The following is a 19,338-nucleotide window of genomic DNA, read 5'->3' as shown; positions in this document are numbered from 1 at the left end:
GATGCCGACCACCACATCCGCCCCGGTCGAGAACGCCACCACGGCGACCTCGGCCGGGGCGTCCCCCCGCCGCCAGACCTGGCGTGACCGGCTCTCCAGGTGGGACCTGAAGTTCTCGCCGTACGTCTACATCGCGCCGTTCTTCCTGGTCTTCGCCGTCATCGGGCTCTACCCGATGCTCTACACCGGCTATCTGTCCTTCTTCTCCTGGCCCGCCTACGGGTCCGAGGTCGGCCCATGGGTCGGCTGGGACAACTACGCCCACGTCCTCGGTGACTCGGTCTTCCGCAAGGCCTTCTGGAACACCATGGGGATCTTCCTGCTCTCCTCGGTGCCGCAGATCATCGTGGCGACGATCCTCGCCGCCCTGCTCGACACCCGGCTCCGGGGCCGCACCCTGTGGCGGATGAGCATCCTGCTGCCCTTCGTGGTCGCCCCTGCGGCGTCCGCGATGATCTTCGGCGCGATCTTCGCCGACGGCACGGGCCTGATCAACCAGACGCTCGACGGCTTCGGCCTCCCGAAGGTGCCGTGGCACGCCGACCGGTTCGCGAGCTGGACCGCGATCGCGACCATGGTCAACTGGCGCTGGACCGGCTACAACGCGCTGATCATGCTCGCCGCCATGCAGGCGATCCCGCGGGACCTCTACGAGGCGGCCGACATCGACGGCGCCTCGAAGGTGAAGCAGTTCTTCCACGTCACCCTGCCCTCGATCCGGCCGACGATGATCTTCGTCATCGTCACCTCGACCATCGGCGGCCTGCAGATCTTCACCGAGCCCCGGATCTTCGACACCAACCTGCGTTTCCAGGGCGGTTCCGACTTCCAGTACACGACCTTGACGATGTACGTCTTCAACACCGCCCAGACCACGACCAACCCGTACCCACGTGCGGCCGCCGCCGCCTGGGTGCTCTTCCTCATCATCGTGGGGATCGCGCTGATCAACTTCCTGGTCACCCGGGCCGTACAACGTAGGAGCCTTCGATGAGCGAGCGACAGCGAGCGACCCCCAAGATCATGACGCCGCGTCCGTACACTGGCGCTCGCGCTACGGGGGTGGCGTCATGACAAGACGACCTGGATTCCTCGTATATGGCCTGCTCGTGGCGTTCCTGCTGGGCTCGGCGTTCCCGCTGTACTGGTCCTTCGTCATCGGCTCGGTGACCCGGCAGCGGGCGATCCAAGCACCACCGCCGCTGATCCCGGGAGGGCACTTCTTCGAAAACGCCGCCCGAGTCTTCGACCGGATCGACTTCTGGTCGGCGCTGCTCAACTCGATCATCGTCTCCGGGATCTCGGCGGTCTCGGTCGTGCTCTTCTCGACCCTGGCCGGCTACTCCTTCGCCAAGCTCCGCTTCCGCGGTTCCCAGGTGGGCATGATCTTCGTCGTCGCCACCATGGCGGTGCCGACCCAGCTGGCCCTGGTGCCGATGCTCAAGCAGTTCTCCAACCTCGGTCTCACCGGCACCCTGCCCGCCGTGATCCTGCCGTGGATGGTGACCGCGTTCGGTGTCTTCTTCATGAGGCAGTACCTCATCGACGCGATCCCCGACGAGCTCATCGACGCGGCCCGCGTCGACGGCGCGTCCATGATCCGTACGTTCTGGACCGTCGCCATCCCAGCGGCGAGACCGGCGATGGCGATCTTGGCTCTGTTCACCTTCATGCAGGTGTGGACCGACTTCATGTGGCCGCTGATCGTGCTGCAGGGCTCGGACGTGCAGACCCTGCAGACCGCGCTCGACGCACTCAAGGTCGCACCCGGTCAGGGGCATGCCGACATGGCCCTGGTCCAGGCCGGAACGATCCTCGCGACCGTACCCCTACTTCTGTTGTTCATCGCGACCGGACGCCACCTGGTGTCCGGCATCATGCAAGGAGCCGTCAAAGGATGACCACCTCGACCCCCCAGGGCCGCACCTTCCCCGAGAACTTCCTCTGGGGTGCAGCCACCGCGTCGTACCAGATCGAGGGAGCCGTCGACGAGGACGGACGCACACCCAGCAACTGGGACACCTTCTCCAAGGTCCCGGGCGCCGTCCTGGGCGGCGACACCGGCGAGGTGGCCTGCGACCACTACCACCGGGTCCCCGAGGACGTCGCGCTGATGAAGCGCCTCAACCTGGCCTCGTACCGGTTCTCGACGGCGTGGCCGCGGATCCGGCCCGACGGCGGGAAGGTCAACCAGGCCGGGCTCGACTTCTACAGCCGCCTGGTGGACGAGCTCCTCGAGGCCGAGATCGCGCCGTGGGTCACGCTCTACCACTGGGACCTGCCCCAGGCTCTGGAGGACCAGGGCGGCTGGACCAGCCGGGACACCGCCTACCGGTTCGTGGAGTACTCCACGACCGTCTACGACGCCCTCTCCGACCGCGTCGACAACTGGACGACGCTGAACGAGCCGTGGTGCTCGGCGTTCCTCGGCTACTCCGGTGGCCAGCACGCGCCGGGTCGCCAGGAAGGTGTCGCCGGCATCGTCGCGGCCCATCACCTCATGCTCGGGCACGGCCTCGTGGTCAACGAGCTGCGCAGCCGTGGCGCGACGCCGGAGAACGGCAAGCACCTCGGCATCACCCTGAACCCGACGGTCGTCGACCCCTACGACGCCGACCGTCCCGAGGACGTCGACATGACCCGGCGGATCGACGGCCTGCACAACCGGGTGTTCTTCGAGCCGCTGTTCCGAGGCAAGTACGCCGACGACCTGGCCGCGGACACCGAGGGGCTCACCTTCCAGGGCCGGCCGTGGCAGGACTGGGTGCTCGAGGGCGACCTGGAGGTCATCTCCGCGCCGCTCGACGTGCTCGGGATCAACTTCTACTTCGGCAACGCCATCGCGGCGAAGCCGTTCGAGATCGACCCCGACCAGGTGCTGGGCAGCCGGCTCGTGCACTCCGACCTGCCGCGGGGGAACCCCTACCCCGGCGCCGAGTTCGTCACCCCGCGCACCGGCCGTCCCACGACCGACCGCGACTGGGAGATCGACCCGGTCTGGCTGACCCGCCTGCTGACCCGGCTGCACGAGGAGTACGGCGCCCCTCCCGTCTACATCACCGAGAACGGCGCTTACTACGATGATGTGGTGGAGGATGGCGCCGTGCACGACACCGCTCGCCTCGACTACATCGACAACCACCTGCGCGCGACCCTCGACGCGATGGAGCAGGGCGCGGACGTACGCGGCTACTTCGCCTGGTCACTGCTCGACAACTTCGAGTGGAGCTACGGCTACCGGCACCGGTTCGGGATCGTGCACGTGGACTTCGAGACACAGGTGCGTACGCCGAAGGACAGCGGTCTCTGGTTCGCCGACGTCGCCGCCAACAACCGGGTTCCGGCGCGCGCGTGAACATGCCCACGCTCGACGAGGTCGCCCGGCTGGCTGGTGTCAGCCGGGCGACCGCGTCGCGCGCGATCAACGGTGGCTCGCGCGTCTCCGCGAAGGCCGCCGAGGCCGTCGCCGAGGCCGTCCGTTCGCTCGGCTACACGCCCAACCCGGCGGCGCGGTCGCTGGTGACCCGGCGCACCGACTCGGTCGCCATGGTCATCCCCGAGGCAGACGAGCGGGTCTTCGCCGACCCGTTCTTCGCCCGCACCCTGCACGTGGTGACCCAGGCGCTCGCCCAGCGCGACCTGCAGGTCGTGCTGTTGATCGCCCAGCCGGGTCAGGAGATGCAGCGGACGCTGCGCTATCTGCGTGGCGGACACGTCGACGGCGCGATCGTCGTCTCCCACCACCGCAACGACGCTCTCGCCGACCATCTCGCGGGCATCGGGCTGCCCGCATCGTTCATCGGCCGGCCGTTGGCCGGCGCGGAGAAGGTCTTCTACACCGACCCTGACAACGTCGCCGGCGCTCGCGAGGTCACCAACATCCTGATCGAACGCGGCTGCCGCTGCGTCGGCACCATCACCGGGCCCGCCGACATGAGCGCCGGCATCGATCGGGCCGCCGGCTGGCGGGCCGCTCTCGACGCTGCCGGGCTCGCCACCGACGCCATCGTCGAGGGCGACTTCACCGAGGACGGCGGCGAGGCCGCCTGCGAGAAGCTGCTGCGCGACCATCCGGACATCGACGGCCTGATGGTCGCCTCCGACCTGATGGCCGCGGGCGCGCTCCGCGCGCTCGGCCGGGCCGGCCGGCGCGTCCCCGAAGACATCGCGGTCGTCGGCTACGACGACCTCGGCATCGCCGAGCGCACCACTCCCCCGCTCACCACCGTCAAGAACCCGATAGGAGACATGGCGAGAGAGGCCGTCCGGCTCCTCCTCGCCCAGCTCGACGGCACCACGACCCACCCGCTGCGGGTCGTTTTCGCGCCGGAGCTGGTGCGGCGTACGTCTGCCTGACCGGCGCGCCGCTGGCCCGCTCACATATCGGAGTACGGACTCCGCCCGCGCACGCCTACGTCCGGCCTGTTAACGTCCTGACGCGATGCCACATCGCAATTCGACTGGCAGCGTGCCCCGCCCGGAGTCGGCAACCCGAGTCGACTTCCGCTCACCGGACCTCGAGGACGGTCAGCACATGTGGCGGATGGCACGGGAAAGCCGGGTACTCGACGTCAACACCTCGTACGCCTACCTGCTGTGGGCACGCGACTTCGCGGCGACATCGATCGTCGCGACCGTCGATGACGACCCAGGAGGATTCGTCACCGGCTACCGCCGCCCGGACGAGCCGGAGACTCTGATGATCTGGCAGGTCGCCGTCGACGAGCGACACCGCGGTCAGGGTCTGGCCCGCCGCATGCTCGACGATCTGGTCGACCGCCTCTCCGGCGACCAGGGCGTACGCCACCTGGAGACGACCATCACCGCGGACAACAGCGCCTCCATCGCGCTGTTCACCTCGTTCGCGAACGCACGCGGCGCACCGATCGAGCGCACGCCGCTCTTCGAGGCAGCGATGTTCCCGGACGGGCACGACGCGGAGCTGCTGTTCCGCATCGGTCCGTTCTGACCGCACGACCCGACCGCACGATCCGACCGCACGATCCGACCGACCGCATCCCGGTCCGACGGGCGTTGTGCCCGCGTTCTCGGGATCGACGACACCCGGAGGTGTCATCCATGACGACGACCACCGAACCCACCAATACCGACACGCCTCAGACCGGCGGCACCGCGATCTTCGACTCCCTGGAGTCGCAGGTCCGCAGCTACTGCCGCAGCTGGCCTGCGGTGATGACCCACTCCCAGGGCTCCACCGTCACCAGCGAGGACGGGCGCGAGTTCCTGGACTTCTTCGCCGGCGCCGGAGCGCTCAACTACGGGCACAACAACTCCGCGCTGCTGGAGCCGCTGCTCGACTACCTGCGCGAGGGCCGCATCGTGCACTCGCTGGACATGCACACCGGCGCGAAGCGGGAGTTTCTGCAGACCTTCTCGGACCTGGTCCTCGAGCCTCGCAACCTCGACTACAAGGTGATGTTCCCCGGGCCGACCGGGACCAACTCCGTCGAAGCCGCTCTCAAGCTGGCCCGCAAGGTGACCGGGCGCCAGCACGTGCTGTCGTTCACCAACGCGTTCCACGGGATGACGCTCGGCTCGCTGGCCGTGACCGGCAACTCGATGAAGCGCAAGGGCGCGGGCATCCCGCTGACCAACAGCTCGAAGATCCCGTACGACGACTACTTCAACGGTGTCGTCGACGACTTCATGTGGCTGGAGCGGGTGCTCCAGGACAGCGGCTCCGGCGTCGACAAGCCGGCCGCGATCATCGTGGAGTCCGTGCAGGGTGAGGGCGGCCTCAACGCCGCCCGCCTGGATTGGCTCAAGGCACTCTCGGACCTGTGCCGCGAGTACGACATCATCTTGATCGTCGACGACGTACAGGCCGGCTGCGGGCGGACCGGCACCTTCTTCAGCTTCGAGGAGGCCGGGTTCACCCCCGACATCGTCTGCCTGTCGAAGTCGATCTCGGGCTTCGGCCTGCCGATGGCGCTGACCCTGTTCCGGCCCGAGCTGGACCAGTTCGAGCCCGGCGAACACAACGGCACCTTCCGCGGCCACAACCTCGCCTTCGTCACCGCTCGGGCCGCGCTGGAGACATACTGGGCCGACGACTCCTTCCAGAAGGACGTCCAGGCGAAGGTCACCGAGTTTCGTGCGGGGCTGACGAGGATCGCCGAGCGGTACGAGGGTGCGACTGTCCGCGGTCGTGGCTTCCTGACCGGCATCGCCTTCCCTGATGCCAGCGCGGCCGGGAAGATCGCGGCGGCGGCGTACGAGCGCGGGCTGCTGGTCGAGACCTCCGGCCCGGAGGACGAGGTGCTCAAGACGATGCCGCCGCTGACCACCGCACCCGAGGAGCTGAACCGCGGTCTCGACATCCTCGAGGAGGCCACCGCGTCCGTCCTCGGCGACGGCAACCCGGCCTGACCTCTCCGCGACACGAGAAACGAGCGAACATGCGCGTCACCTATCTGGAAGACCTGGACGACACCGACCGCGACGTACGCGTCGAGTCCGAGAGCGGCACCTGGCGGAGCCGCCGGATCGTCCTTGCCCGCGAGGGCGTCGGCTTCTCCTTCCACGAGACCAACATCCCCGCCGGGACGACGAACGAGTTCTGGTACGCCAACCACATCGAGTGCGTCTACTGCGTCGGCGGTGAGGGGGAGCTCCTCGACCGCGAGACGGGAGAGACGTACGAGATCCGCGACGGGATGTGCTACCTGCTCGACAAGCACGACAGGCACACCGTCACCGCCAAGACAGACCTGCGTCTGATCTGCACGTTCAACCCGCCGGTCACCGGCCGTGAGGTGCACGACGAGAACGGCGTCTACCCGCTCCTCACCGAGCCCGACGCCGAGACAGGCAACACGACAGGCAACACCACCGAGGAGGTAACTGCATGACCGCTGCAATCGAACACGTCGAGGACGTGTACCCCACCCGCCTCGCGGAGGGCTTCAGCTCGCTCCCCCGCCTGGACCCGGTCGTCTGGGGCACCACGGCCGACGGGCCGATGGACCGGCAGACGCTCGACTCCTTCGACGAGCGCGGCTATCTGAGCATCCCCGACATCATCACGCCTGAGGAGGTCGAGGAGCTGCGCGCCGAGCTGCGCCGGCTCAGCGACGACCCGGAGACCCGGGCCGACGAGCGCACCATCATCGAACCCGCCTCGCAGGAGGTGCGCTCGATCTTCGAGGTGCACAGGACCAGCGACGTCATCGCCCGGCTGGCGGCCGACCCGCGCGTGGTCGGCCGGGCCCGGCAGATCCTCGGCTCGGAGGTCTACATCCACCAGAGCCGGATCAACGCCAAGCCCGGCTTCGGCGGCGGTGACTTCTACTGGCACTCCGACTTCGAGACGTGGCACGCCGAGGACGGCCTGCCCCGGATGCGGACCGTCAGCATCTCCATCTCGCTGACCGACAACCACTCCTTCAACGGGCCGCTGATGATCATGCCCGGCACGCACAAGACGTACGTCTCGTGCGGGGGCGCGACTCCCGAGGACAACTACAAGTCCTCGCTGGTGATGCAGGGGGCCGGGACTCCGGACCAGGAGACGCTCACGAAGATGGCCGACGTCCACGGGATCGACGTGCTCGCGGGCGCTGCCGGCAGCGCGATCATGTTCGACTGCAACTGCATGCACGGGTCCAACGGCAACATCACGCCGTACCCGCGCTCGAACGTGTTCCTGGTGTTCAACAGCGTGGAGAACACCGCGGTCGAGCCGTTCTCGGCTCCGCGGCCGCGGCCCACGTTCATCGGGGCGCGCGACTTCACTCCGGTGGGCTGACCGCTCCGCCGCCCGGCCGCCGGCCCCCTCGGGGTCGGCGGCCGGACACGTCCTCCCGCGGGATCTGGTGCTGCGTACCTCTTGGTGGTCTTGGTCGGCATAGTCTGAGTCCATGACACGGACCCGCGCCTTCTCGGGCGCCATGACCGGCGCGGCGCTGCTCGCCCTGTCGCTCTCCCCGACGGCCTGCGGCTCGAGCAAGGACTACGTGCAGGAGAAGACGGTCGAGCGGATCGCGACCGAGCAGCTCACCAACGCCATCGGCGTCACCCCCCAGGACCTCGACTGCCCCGGTGACCTCGAGGGCAAGGTCGGCACCGAGATGACCTGCGTCCTCACCTCCGACGGCGAGAAGTACGACGCGATCATCACCGTCGACGACGTCGACGGCGACCGGGTCCGCTTCAAGATCGACGTGCCGCCCAACGCCACGGAGTGAGCCCACAGAGTCCTCGGAACAGATAGCCTGTTGAATCGTGTCCCCTCATACGAGGCCTTTCTTCGACCATGTCGCGCGCGTGTGCGACGGAACCCCCTACAAGGCGACCGAGACCGCGCGCGGGTTCGACATGGAGATCGACCTGACCGACGAGCGCTGGCACTCCAAGTTCCAGGAGGCCAAGCTGAGCTGGGTCTTCACCTACCACGTGACGATGCCGACGCGGAAGTCCTACGCGATCATCGAGGACACCAGCAGCCTCGTCTGGTTCGGCGACGAGCCGCACACGCAGAAGACCGGCGTACGTCGCATCGAGCCCGATGACGAGCAGACCGACCAGGGCGTGTGGACCGTGCACGATCCGGAGGCGGTCCCCGACCTCGACCAGTACCGCTTCGACGCCGAGGAGGGGCGCACGCTGATCACCAGCGTCGCCCGGCTCTACGCATTGCAGCAGCGCGGCGCCCGGCACGAGGGGACGGCCTTCTCGCTCGCGGTCGGCCTGGTCGTCACGCTGTCGGTGATCGCGACCGTCATCGGGCTCGCGGTGATCCTCAACCTGCTCGGCACCTTCGGCACGCCGTCGTAACCACATCGCACACACTTTGTGTGATGCTGACCGCCATGGATCCCATCCGTGAGGCGCAACGACAGTGGATCGCGCACGGCTGGGCCGACGCCGCCGACGGGATGGCGCTGGTGACCTCGCTCGTCCGCGTGCATCAGCTCGTCATGGAGCGCATCGACTCCGCACTGCGTCCCCATGACCTCTCCTTCGCCCGCTACGAGGTGCTCCGCCTCCTCTCCTTCACCCAGGAGGGTCAGCTCCCGATGGCGAAGCTCGGCTCCCGCCTCCAGGTCCACCCCGCCTCGGTGACCAGCGCCGTCGCCAGGCTTGAGAAGCAGGGCTTCGTACGCCGCAGCCGCTCCGCCGCCGACGGCCGCGTGGTCCTCGCCGCCATCACCGGCACGGGTCGCGAGGCGGTCGAGGCGGCCACGATCTCGCTCAACTCCGAGGTCTTCGAGAAGCCGGGCATCGAGGACGTACCCGGCCTGACCGAGCTGCTCACCGAGCTGCGGGCGGCCGCTGGCGACTCGGTCGGCTGAGCCCCGCGCTGCGGGGTCGACGTCGCGTACTGGCGAGTATGTGACGTACGGCCTATCCTGGAAATACTTGGACGTCCAACTATTCCCTGGGAGCAACGCCCATGTCCGACCTCCACATCCCGCAGAACCACGTTCGGATCGTGACCGCGAGCAGCCTCTTCGACGGGCACGACGCGGCGATCAACATCATGCGCCGGATCTTCCAGGCCCAGGGATGCGAGGTGATCCACCTCGGGCACAACCGCTCGGTGACCGAGATCGCCGACGCGGCCGTCCAGGAGGACGCCCACTGCGTCGCGGTCTCCTCCTACCAGGGCGGCCACGTGGAGTTCTTCGAGTATCTGGTCACCGCGCTCAAGGACCGGGGCGCCGGCCACATCAAGGTCGTGGGCGGTGGCGGCGGCGTCATCGTGCCCTACGAGATCGAGCGGCTCGCCAACTCCGGCGTCAAGATCTTCTCCCCCGAGGAGGGCCAGCGCCTGGGGCTCCCGGGGATGATCAACACGGTCGTGCGCGACGTCGACCACGACCTGTGGCCCACCTTCCCGATCACCCCCAACGGCGTGATCGCGGGCTACGGGCTCTCCATCGGACGCGCGATCACGGGTGCCGAGCAGGGCCGACTCCCGGAGGACTTCCTGACGCGGCTGGGCGAGGCCGACCAGGCCGTCGTGCTCGGTGTCACCGGCACCGGCGGCTCCGGCAAGTCCTCGCTCACCGACGAGCTGGTCCGGCGCATGCGCATCGACCAGGAGGACAAGATCCGCATCGGTGTGCTCGCCATCGACCCGACCCGCAGGCGCGGCGGCGGCGCGCTGCTGGGCGACCGGATCCGGATGAACTCGCTCGCCGCCATCACCGACGGCGGCTCGACGACGTACTACCGGTCCCTCGCCACGCGCGGCGGTCACGAGGTGCCCGAGCACTTCGCCGACGTGCTCGCGGTGATGAAGTCCGCCGTCGACCTCGTCATCGTCGAGACGCCCGGCATCGGCCAGGGCGACACCGGGATCAGCGACTTCGTCGACGTCTCGCTCTACGTGATGACACCCGAGTTCGGTGCCGCCTCGCAGCTGGAGAAGATCGACATGCTCGACTTCGCCGACGTCGTGGCGATCAACAAGTTCGAGCGGCGTGGGGCCAAGGACGCGCTGCGCGACGTGTCCCGCCAGCTCGTCCGCAACCGGGAGGCGTTCACCTCCTCCCCCGACGACATGCCGGTCTTCGGCACCTCGGCCGCCGCCTTCGACGACGACGGCGTCACCGCGCTCTACCAGCACCTGCGCGGACTGCTCGCCGAGGCGGGGCTCGCGGCCAGCGAGGGCGTCCTCCCCCGCGTCTCGACCCGCCACTCGACCGGCCTCCACCCGATCATCCCCGAGCGACGGGTGCGCTACCTGGCCGACATCGCCGGCGACGTACGCGACTACCACGCCCGCACCGTCGAGCTCGTGGCCGCGGCGCGGAAGGAGCAGGCCTACGAGATCGTGGGCGTGGACCACCCCGAGCTGGAGGCTCCCGCCTCCGAGCTCCCCGACGACCTGCGCGAGCAGCTCTCGTCGTGGGAGCAGACCAAGGAGACGTACGCCGCCGACGAGGGTGGCCGGACGTCGCTGTCGGGCAACTACATCCCGCGGGTGGCGACCCCTCGCTACACCGACCGCGGTGAGCTGACCCGGTTCCTGCGCAACGAGAATCTCCCCGGGGTCTTCCCGTTCACCGCGGGTGTCTTTCCCTACAAGCGGGCCAACGAGGACCCGGCGCGGATGTTCGCCGGCGAGGGTGACCCGTTCCGCACCAACCGCCGCTTCAAGCTGCTCTCCGAGGGCCAGCCGGCGACCCGCCTCTCGACCGCGTTCGACTCGGTGACGCTCTACGGCCGCGACCCCGACGTACGCCCCGACATCTACGGCAAGGTCGGCACCTCCGGCGTCTCGGTGGCCACGCTCGACGACATGAAGGCGCTCTACGACGGCTTCGACCTGCTGGCCCCGACGACCTCGGTGTCGATGACGATCAACGGGCCCGCTCCGACGATCCTGGCGTTCTTCCTCAACACCGTGATGGACCAGGCGCGTGAGCGTGGCGTGGACCCGGCGAAGGCGCTGCAGACGGTCCGCGGCACGGTGCAGGCCGACATCCTCAAGGAGGACCAGGGCCAGAACACCTGCCTGTTCTCCACGGAGTTCTCGCTGCGCTGCATGGCCGACATCCAGGAGTGGTTCATCGAGAACGGCGTACGCAACTTCTACTCCGTCTCGATCTCCGGCTACCACATCGCCGAGGCCGGGGCGAACCCCATCTCCCAGGTCGCCTTCACGCTGGCCAACGGCTTCACCTACGTCGAGTCCTACCTGGCCCGCGGCATGGACATCGACGACTTCGCGCCCAACCTGTCCTTCTTCTTCTCCAACGGGATGGACCCGGAGTACTCGGTCATCGGGCGGGTCGCCCGGCGGATCTGGGCCGTCGCGATGCGGGACCGCTACAACGCCTCGGAGCGCTCGCAGAAGCTGAAGTACCACATCCAGACCTCAGGCCGGTCCCTGCACGCGCAGGAGATGGACTTCAACGACATCCGCACCACCCTGCAGGCGCTCATCGCGATCTACGACAACGCCCAGTCGCTGCACACCAACGCCTTCGACGAGGCCGTCACGACCCCGTCCGAGGAGTCGGTGCGGCGCGCGCTGGCGATCCAGCTGATCATCAACCGCGAGTGGGGCATGGCCTTCAACGAGAACCCGCTCCAGGGCTCCTACATCATCGATGAGCTCACCGACCTCGTCGAGGAGGCAGTGCTCAAGGAGTTCGACCGGATCTCCGAGCGCGGCGGCGTGCTCGGCGCGATGGAGACCGGCTACCAGCGCGGCAAGATCCAGGACGAGTCGATGCTCTACGAGCACCGCAAGCACGACGGTACGCTGCCGATCGTCGGCGTGAACACGTTCATCCGGGACACCAACGGCGAGCCGGCCGGTCCCGTCGAGCTCGCCCGGGCGACCGAGTCGGAGAAGAAGTCGCAGCTCGACCGCGTCCACGCCTTCCAGGCTGCCCACGCCAACGAGGCCGAGGCAGCCATCGCCCGCCTCAAGCAGGCCGCCACCTCCGAGGAGAACGTCTTCGCCGCGCTCATGGACGCTGCTCGGGTCTGCTCGCTCGGGCAGGTCACCGAGGCGTTCTTCGAGGTCGGGGGGCAGTACCGGCGGAACGTGTGACCGACCCCGCTGGTCGAGCCGTCCCCGCTGGTCGAGCCGGATTCGTGAGGTACGAACGAATCCGGCTCGAGACCAACACAGCACGTATGCGACCGTGTTGGTCTCGACACGCCTCCGCCTAGCGGCTCCGGCGGCTCGACCAGCGGAGGAACCAGCGGCTCGACCAGCGGAGGAGCCGGCGGCTCGACCAGCGGAGGAGCCGGCGGCTCGACCAGCGGAGGACTGACATGGACGATCTCGGAACCACGTACGAAGGCCCGCGCCCGGCGACGCGGGTGGTCTCGCTCGTACCGTCGCTGACCGAAGCGCTCGTCTCGGTCGCGGCGGACCGGGTCGTCGGCGCCACGGACTGGTGCACGCATCCGGCGGACCTCGACGTGCCTCGCGTGCGCGGGACGAAGAACCCCGATCTGGCCGCGATCGCGGCACTGGCGCCGGACGTCGTGGTGGCCAACAAGGAGGAGAACCGGGAGCTGGACGTACGTCGGCTGCGGGAGCGGGGCGTCCGGGTCTGGGTCACCGACATCGAGACGGTCCCCCAGGCCATCAGCTCGATGGAACGGCTCCTCGACGGCCTCGGCTGGGACCGCCCCGACTGGCTCGGGGAGGCCCGGCGGCTGTGGTGCGGGCCGCTCCCCCGGGTCACCCGCCGGGTAGCGGTGCCGATCTGGCGCGACCCGTGGATGGTGGTCGGCTCACGGACCTTCACCGGGGACCTGCTGCGGCGGCTGGGCTGGGAGAACGTCTTCGGCCAGCACGCGGACCGTTATCCGCACGTCGAGCTGGCCGAGATCGACGGCGCCGGGGCCGACGCGGTGCTGCTGCCCGACGAGCCGTACGTCTTCACCGCCGAGGACGGCCCGGAGGCCTTCCGGCAGACCGAGACGGAGCTGGTCAGCGGCCGGCTGATCACCTGGTACGGCCCGAGCCTCGTCGAGGCTCACCTGCTCCATCGCTCGGTCTGAGTGAGCCGGAACAGCAGGACCAACGGCGGTCCGACCACGACCCCCGCGATCGCGACGGCCACCAGCAGCGCCTTCAGGGTCGCGTCGGCGCCGCCCGCATCGGCGAGAAGGACCTCGTCGACCAGGAGCCACGGATACTGGCCGACTCCCCAGCCGGAGATCACGGTGGCCACCGCGATCAGGGCCGGCAGCCGGGCAAGCGCGAAACGGCTCTTCCAGACCAGCCACAAGGTGGCGACGCCGGCCAGGAACGAGCAGATGATCAGCGGCGCGGCCTGTCGCTCCAACCCGTCGGCCAGCGTCGGGGCGTCGATCTCGATCGGGATCAACGCGACGAAGACGACCAGTCCGGTGACGAGCCCGACCCCGAGGGTCCGGGTCCGCAGGGTGGAGGCCAGAGCGGGCTTCCCGGCGCGTACGGCATCGGCACAGAGGAACACGCCGGCCAGGAAGGCGCAGGTGCCGACGGCGATGATCCCTCCGAAGACCGAGGTGGGGTTCACCCACGACCACCAGCGATCGCCGTATCCCTCGGCCGGCACTCTGCCCGACGCGATCGCGCCGGCGACGGTCCCGAGGAAGAACGGCGTGATGATCGAGGAGACCGCGAAGACGACCCCGAACGTACGAGCCTGCGACAGCGTCGCGGAGTACTTCCGGAACGCGAACGACGCTCCGCGGAGCACGATGCCGAGCAGCGCCAGCAGCAACGGCACGATCAACGTCGTCATCACGGCGGCGAACGTCTCCGGGAACGCGGTCCACCACACCACCAGGCAGTAGATCAACCAGACGTGGTTCACCTCCCACACCGGGCCGATGCTGTGATCGACCAGCGTGCGAATCTCCGCACCCCGCCGCGCTCCACCGGCAGTGAGGTCGAAGAAGCCCGACCCGAAGTCGGCTCCGCCGAAGAGCGCGTACGCCAGGACCCCGACGAACAACGCAGCGGCGACCGCCACCTCCAGGCTCATCAGCGGCCGTCCTCGGCGAGCGCGGCCGGGCCGTACGGGCTGGGGAGCTCCTCACCGTCCTCGCGCCACCGCCGCGCCATCGAGCGCAGCACCAGCACGGCGCCGACCGTCAACAGCGTGTAGACCACCAGCGTCGTGCCGAAGACCCACCACAGACCGGGGTTGTCCCCGGCCGCGTCGACGGTGCGCATGACGTCGTAGACGACCCACGGCTGGCGGCCGACCTCGGTGGCGACCCAACCGGACTCGAGCGCGATCACGGCCAGCGGCCCAGCGGCGACCGCGAACCAGCAGAACCAGCGGGTCTCGAGCAGGTCGCGGCCGCGCCAGCGCAGCAGCCAGTAGACGATGACGGCCAGCATCAGCAGCGATCCGATGCCGACCATCGTCTGAAACGCGATGTGGGTGATGTTGACCGGCGGGAGGTCGGAGGCCGGGAACGTGTTTAGACCGCGTACGGGCAGGTCGAAGCTTCCGCGGGCGATGAAGGAGCCCCAGTTGGGGATCTCGATGAAGTAGCGCGGCTCGCCGTCGATCATCAGTCCGCCCAGGCGCAGCGGCGCCGGCTGCTCGGTGGTGTCGGCGAGCTCGAAGGCGGCCAGCTTCGCCGGCTGGGTCTCGCCCAGGCGGATGCCGAGGACGTGTCCGACGACAGGCTGGAGCACCGCCGCGACCGAGCCGAAGACGAACGGCACGGTGAAGCCGATCCGGTGATGGCGGTCGCGCCGCCCTCTGAGCATGCCGGCGGCGTACACCGCGGCGACCACGAAACCCGCCACCATGAAGGCGGCCAGCCACATGTGCAGGAACTGCAGCAGCGCGCCCTCGTTGAACATCGCCTTCCAAGGCTCGACGTCGACTACCTCTCCGGAGGGGGTGATGCGGAAGCCGGTGGGCATGTTCATCCAGGCGTTGACCGAGATCACGCAGAAGGTGCCGAAGATCCCCGCCGCCGCCATCGGCACCAGGCAGAGGAGATGCAGGCGGGGCGACAGCCGCCCCCAGCCGTACAGGTAGAGGCCGAGGAAGATCGCCTCGGTGAAGAACGAGAGCCCCTCGAACGCGAACGGCAGCCCGAGGACGTCACCGAACTTGCCCATCAGCCCCGGCCAGAGCAGCCCCATCTCGAAGCTGAGCACCGTGCCCGAGACCGCGCCGATCGCGAAGAGCACCGCCGAGACCTTCGCCCACCGTTTCGCCAGGACGAGGGCGACCTCGTTGCCGCGAAGACCGAGGAGGTGGACGACGAAGATCATGGCCGGGAAGGCGACGCCGAAGCAGGCCAGGATGATGTGCCATCCGAGCGAGAAGGCCATCTGCTGGCGCGCAGGCAGGAGCCCCGCGGGCTCTTCGGTGGCGAGCGCAAGCGCTTCGGCGATCACGGTTCGAGATTACGCACACCGCGGGCCACCGTGCCACCTGCAACACGGCACCCGGGCCTGATGATTGGCTGAGGACTCAGCCGGGCGAGGTCAGAGCAGCCAGGTCGCGTACGGCGTAGCGGTGGTGCTCGGCCTCCTCGGCGAGCACGACCTTGAGACAGCGGCGTACGTCGTAGTCGGCCTCGGGGTCGTTGCCGACCGGCTTGCGGGCGCAGAGCCGGTCGAGGGCCGCATCGGTGACTCCCGCGACGAACGCGCGCATCGTGTCCATCCGGGCGAGACGGGGCGCCAGGACCTCGTCGAGCGACGGATCGGCGTCGACGGTGAGCCCCAAGCCCGTCTCGTCCGCGCCCGCGGGCCCGTAGCCGAGCGGGTTGTAGGGATCGTCCTCCTCGAGGACCGGGTTGCCGAGCCACTTGTCGCTGGCATAGAGCAGGTGGCGCAAGGTCTCGATGAACGACCACTCGTCGTCGACCCGCTCATGGAGCAGCTCCTCCGGCAGCGCTCGGACCCGCTCGACCGTCGCCGCCCAGGTCTCCTCGATCGCGGCCCAGGCCGCACGGATCTCGTCGGCGGTCTTCGCCTCACGGGCCAGCACCCGGTTGGGCTCGGCCCGGTCGAGCTCGGCCTCGACGTACGCCGTCACGTCGACGTCGTTGACCACCACCCGCCCGAAGTCGCCGGCGAGATAGACGTCACGGCCGAAGCAGTCGACGATCTTCAGCCGCTCCTCGAACCAGCAGTCCCGGATCTCCAGGCCGCTGACATCGCTCTGCCGGATCAGCGCGTCCCGGAAGCGGTCGGTGTCGACGTACGTCCTCTGCTCGGAAGTCATACGCCATCGTCAGCCCGCCCGGCGCACCCGTCAACGGAGTAACGGTCAGCGGAAGGCGGGCTTCTCCTTGGCGAGGAACGCGCGTACGCCCTCCTTGAAGTCGGCGCCGGTGTAGACCTCGCGAAGCAGGTCCTCATCACCCTCCGGCGAGGCCTCGGCCCGGGCGGCGAAGTCGGCGAGCTGGCTCTTGGTCGCTCGGACCGTGACGCCGGAGAGCGGCAGGATCCCCTCGACCAGCGCGTCGACCTCGTCGGCCAACGAGTCCGTGACCGCGGTCAGCGCACCGGTGGCGTAGGCGCGGTCGGCGCCGACCAGCCGGGCGGCGAGGAGCATCTCGCGCACGACCGGCTCACCGAAGACGGCGGCGGCGCGGTAGACGATGGAGGCCGCGAGCGCGTTGCCGAGGGTCTTCGCGATCGGGTAGCCGAAGCGCGAGTGCGGCGTCGCGACCCGCAGGTCGCAGTGGGTCGCGACCGCGAGACCGCCGCCGACGCAGACCCCGTCGACCGCGGCGATGGTGACCTGCGGGAGGGCGAACAGCTTCTCGAGCAGCGCGCGGATCCAGTCCTCGTAGTCGACCGCGTCGCGGGAGAGGAAGTCGGAGATCTCGTTGCCGGCGGCGAACGCGCGACCGCCGGTGCCGGTCAGCACCAGCACCTTCACCGACTCGTCGGCGGCGAGCTCGTCGCACAGAGCGTGCATCTCGCCGTACATCTCGTACGTGAAGGCGTTGTGCTTCTGCGGCCGGTTGAAGGTCACCTGTACGACGCCGGGGCGCCGCTCCACTACCAAGTCCTCGCTCACGGGAACCGAGCGTAGGGCACCAGGGGCAGTCAGAGGAGCCACCGTCCGAGCAGTGTGCCGTCGTGCTCGATGAGGGATCCCAGGGACACCGGCACCTCGATGGGCGGTGCGGTCACGATGCGTGGGCCGCTGCCGGCGAGGAGCTTGGGGGTGATGGTGTGGCAGAGCTCGTCGACCAGGCCGGCCTCGAGCAGCGTGCCGAGCAGCGACGGCCCGCCCTCGCAGAGCACGTGCCGCAGCCCCTGCTCGTGCAGGCGGGCGAGGAGCGCCGAGAGGTCGACCTCGAGCGTGCCGGTGACGTAGACGTTCTCCTCGCCGAGCTCGTCGCGGGCCGCCGCCAGGCCCGGCGCCTCGGCCACCGTGGCGAGCCGGACGGCGCCGGGCTCGCTGCCGCGGAGATCGTCGGGGATGCGGCCGCTGCGGGAGACGATGACGATCGGCGTTCCCTTGGCTTCGTACGTCTCGGCGGCGGCGGTCCCCGCCCCGACCAGGACCACGTCCGCGAGGTCGCGCAGGGCATGGAAGACCTCGACGTCGACGGTGTTGTTGACCGTGCCGGACCGGCCGTCGGAGCCGGTCGCGGCGCCGTCCAGGGAGCTGACCATGTTGACGCGCAGCCAAGGCAGCCGGGGCGGCGCGTAGATGGCGCGCAGGCCTTCGGGAGTGGTCGGGTCACCGTCACCGTGCAGGAGGATCACCCTGCCCACGTTAGAGCCGCCGGTGGTCGAGGTCGTCGAGACCCGCGCTATCTTCTTCGCATGAGTTGGTTGGTTACCGGAGGCGCGGGCTACATCGGATCGCACGTCGTACAGGCGCTGCTCGACGCAGGCCTGGAGCCGGTGGTCCTCGATGATCTCTCCTCGGGGTTCGCGAAGTTCGTGCCCGACCACGTCACCCTCGTCGAGGCGTCGCTGCTCGACAGGTCCGCGGTCGAGCAGGCGATCAGCAACCACGGCGTCGAGGGCGTCATCCACCTCGCCGGCTTCAAGTACGCCGGGGTGTCCGTGCAGCGCCCGCTGCACACCTACGCCCAGAACGTCACCGGCACAGCCAACCTCCTCGAGGCGATGGCGGCCACCGGTGTCGACCAGATCGTCTTCTCCTCCTCGGCCGCGACCTTCGGGACCCCCGACGTCGACCTGGTCACCGAGACCACGCCGACCAACCCGGAGAGCCCCTACGGCGAGTCGAAGCTGATCGGCGAGTGGCTGATCGCCGACGTGGCGCGCGCCGAGGGGCTCACGCACACGAGCCTGCGCTACTTCAACGTGGTCGGCTCCGGGAGCAAGGACCTCTACGACACCAGCCCCCACAACCTCTTCCCGCTGGTCTTCGACGCGCTGGCGAAGGGCAAGACGCCGCAGATCAACGGCGACGACTACCCGACCCCCGACGGCACCTGCGTACGCGACTACGTTCACGTCGCCGACCTCGCCCACTCCCACGTGGTCGCCGCCAAGCGGCTCGCGGAAGGCAAGGACCTCGAGCCGGTCTACAACCTGGGCTCGGGCGAGGGCTCGTCGGTCCGGCAGATCATGGACACCATCCGTGAGGTGACCGGCATCGAGTTCGAGCCCGTCATCAACCCGCGCCGCCCCGGCGACCCCGCTCGCATCGTCGCCACCGGCGACCTCGCCCGCCGGGACCTGGACTGGCAGATGCGCCACGACCTGCGCTCCATGGTCGCCACCGCCTGGGAGGCTCGCCAGGCCGCAGGCGCCGACTACCCCAGCTGACCCGCTCCCGCCGAAACCGCACTTCTGGCGGGTCGAAACCGCACTTCTTGCGAGCCGAGTCGGTAGAAATGGGCGACGAATCGACACTTTCGTCGCCCATTTCTACCGAC

19 protein-coding genes are annotated in these 19,338 nt (G+C 69.0%); 14 read left to right on the top strand and 5 right to left on the bottom strand.

Going from position 1 to position 19,338, the window contains the following annotated elements:
• Nucleotide 1 precedes the first annotated feature (1 nt).
• From H5T77_RS17860 to H5T77_RS17800, 13 genes are all read left to right on the top strand, one after another.
• Nucleotides 2–994, top strand: coding sequence for a carbohydrate ABC transporter permease (locus H5T77_RS17860; protein WP_292651493.1), 993 nt, complete (start codon nt 2–4; stop codon nt 992–994).
• A 76-nt stretch (nt 995–1,070) separates the two neighbouring features.
• Nucleotides 1,071–1,901 (top strand): carbohydrate ABC transporter permease, encoded by an 831-nt coding sequence (locus H5T77_RS17855; protein ID WP_292651491.1) that lies wholly within the window; start codon nt 1,071–1,073, stop codon nt 1,899–1,901.
• Entirely contained in the window at nt 1,898–3,355 is a 1,458-nt protein-coding gene (locus H5T77_RS17850) for a glycoside hydrolase family 1 protein (protein WP_292651490.1), read from the top strand. Before H5T77_RS17855 ends, H5T77_RS17850 begins: the two co-directional genes overlap by 4 nt.
• Nucleotides 3,356–3,357: 2 nt before the next feature.
• On the top strand, nt 3,358–4,356 hold the full coding sequence (locus H5T77_RS17845) for a LacI family DNA-binding transcriptional regulator (protein ID WP_292651516.1): 999 nt from the start codon (nt 3,358–3,360) through the stop codon (nt 4,354–4,356).
• Nucleotides 4,357–4,468: 112 nt separating this feature from the next.
• Nucleotides 4,469–4,969, top strand: a complete 501-nt coding sequence (gene ectA / locus H5T77_RS17840; protein ID WP_292651488.1) for a diaminobutyrate acetyltransferase — start codon at nt 4,469–4,471, stop codon at nt 4,967–4,969.
• 110 nt (nt 4,970–5,079) lie between these two features.
• Complete coding sequence (gene ectB, locus H5T77_RS17835) at nt 5,080–6,390, top strand: diaminobutyrate--2-oxoglutarate transaminase (RefSeq protein WP_292651486.1); 1,311 nt, start codon at nt 5,080–5,082, stop codon at nt 6,388–6,390.
• Nucleotides 6,391–6,419: 29 nt separating this feature from the next.
• Nucleotides 6,420–6,872, top strand: coding sequence for an ectoine synthase (locus H5T77_RS17830; protein ID WP_292651485.1), 453 nt, complete (start codon nt 6,420–6,422; stop codon nt 6,870–6,872).
• On the top strand, nt 6,869–7,768 hold the full coding sequence (gene thpD, locus H5T77_RS17825; RefSeq protein ID WP_292651483.1) for an ectoine hydroxylase: 900 nt from the start codon (nt 6,869–6,871) through the stop codon (nt 7,766–7,768). Before H5T77_RS17830 ends, thpD begins: the two co-directional genes overlap by 4 nt.
• A gap of 112 nt (nt 7,769–7,880) precedes the next feature.
• The gene (locus tag H5T77_RS17820; protein ID WP_292651482.1) at nt 7,881–8,207 is read left to right on the top strand and encodes a DUF4333 domain-containing protein; all 327 of its coding nucleotides are present in this window, start codon (nt 7,881–7,883) and stop codon (nt 8,205–8,207) included.
• Nucleotides 8,208–8,286: 79 nt separating this feature from the next.
• Nucleotides 8,287–8,796: a hypothetical protein gene (locus tag H5T77_RS17815; protein WP_292651480.1), complete on the top strand. Its 510-nt coding sequence runs from the start codon at nt 8,287–8,289 to the stop codon at nt 8,794–8,796.
• Between the two features lie 35 nt (nt 8,797–8,831).
• Nucleotides 8,832–9,314: a MarR family winged helix-turn-helix transcriptional regulator gene (locus tag H5T77_RS17810; protein WP_292651478.1), complete on the top strand. Its 483-nt coding sequence runs from the start codon at nt 8,832–8,834 to the stop codon at nt 9,312–9,314.
• A gap of 101 nt (nt 9,315–9,415) precedes the next feature.
• A complete protein-coding gene (gene icmF, locus H5T77_RS17805; RefSeq protein WP_292651476.1) occupies nt 9,416–12,532 on the top strand; it encodes a fused isobutyryl-CoA mutase/GTPase IcmF in 3,117 nt (1,038 codons plus the stop codon).
• Between the two features lie 227 nt (nt 12,533–12,759).
• On the top strand, nt 12,760–13,497 hold the full coding sequence (locus tag H5T77_RS17800) for a helical backbone metal receptor (RefSeq protein ID WP_292651474.1): 738 nt from the start codon (nt 12,760–12,762) through the stop codon (nt 13,495–13,497).
• Here the strand turns inward: H5T77_RS17800 and H5T77_RS17795 are convergent.
• From H5T77_RS17795 to H5T77_RS17775, 5 genes are all read right to left on the bottom strand, one after another.
• Complete coding sequence (locus tag H5T77_RS17795) at nt 13,473–14,471, bottom strand: cytochrome d ubiquinol oxidase subunit II (protein WP_292651472.1); 999 nt, start codon at nt 14,469–14,471, stop codon at nt 13,473–13,475. The genes H5T77_RS17800 and H5T77_RS17795 overlap by 25 nt on opposite strands.
• Complete coding sequence (locus H5T77_RS17790; RefSeq protein ID WP_292651470.1) at nt 14,471–15,853, bottom strand: cytochrome ubiquinol oxidase subunit I; 1,383 nt, start codon at nt 15,851–15,853, stop codon at nt 14,471–14,473. The genes H5T77_RS17795 and H5T77_RS17790 overlap by 1 nt, the downstream gene beginning before the upstream one ends.
• Before the next feature lie 76 nt (nt 15,854–15,929).
• Nucleotides 15,930–16,688: a DinB family protein gene (locus tag H5T77_RS17785; RefSeq protein WP_292651468.1), complete on the bottom strand. Its 759-nt coding sequence runs from the start codon at nt 16,686–16,688 to the stop codon at nt 15,930–15,932.
• A 45-nt stretch (nt 16,689–16,733) separates the two neighbouring features.
• Nucleotides 16,734–17,492 carry an enoyl-CoA hydratase-related protein gene (locus H5T77_RS17780; RefSeq protein ID WP_292651466.1) on the bottom strand — a complete coding sequence of 253 codons (759 nt, stop codon included), beginning with the start codon at nt 17,490–17,492 and terminating at the stop codon, nt 16,734–16,736.
• Between the two features lie 29 nt (nt 17,493–17,521).
• Nucleotides 17,522–18,190 carry a dihydrofolate reductase family protein gene (locus H5T77_RS17775; protein ID WP_292651463.1) on the bottom strand — a complete coding sequence of 223 codons (669 nt, stop codon included), beginning with the start codon at nt 18,188–18,190 and terminating at the stop codon, nt 17,522–17,524.
• 60 nt (nt 18,191–18,250) lie between these two features.
• Here H5T77_RS17775 and galE point away from each other — a divergent pair, with 60 nt between their 5' ends.
• On the top strand, nt 18,251–19,228 hold the full coding sequence (galE, locus tag H5T77_RS17770) for a UDP-glucose 4-epimerase GalE (RefSeq protein ID WP_292651462.1): 978 nt from the start codon (nt 18,251–18,253) through the stop codon (nt 19,226–19,228).
• Nucleotides 19,229–19,338 lie beyond the last annotated feature (110 nt).

Source organism: Nocardioides sp. (genome assembly GCF_014360585.1).
Taxonomy (GTDB): Bacteria; Actinomycetota; Actinomycetes; order Propionibacteriales; family Nocardioidaceae; genus Nocardioides.
This window is presented reverse-complemented; position numbering and strand designations above follow the sequence as displayed.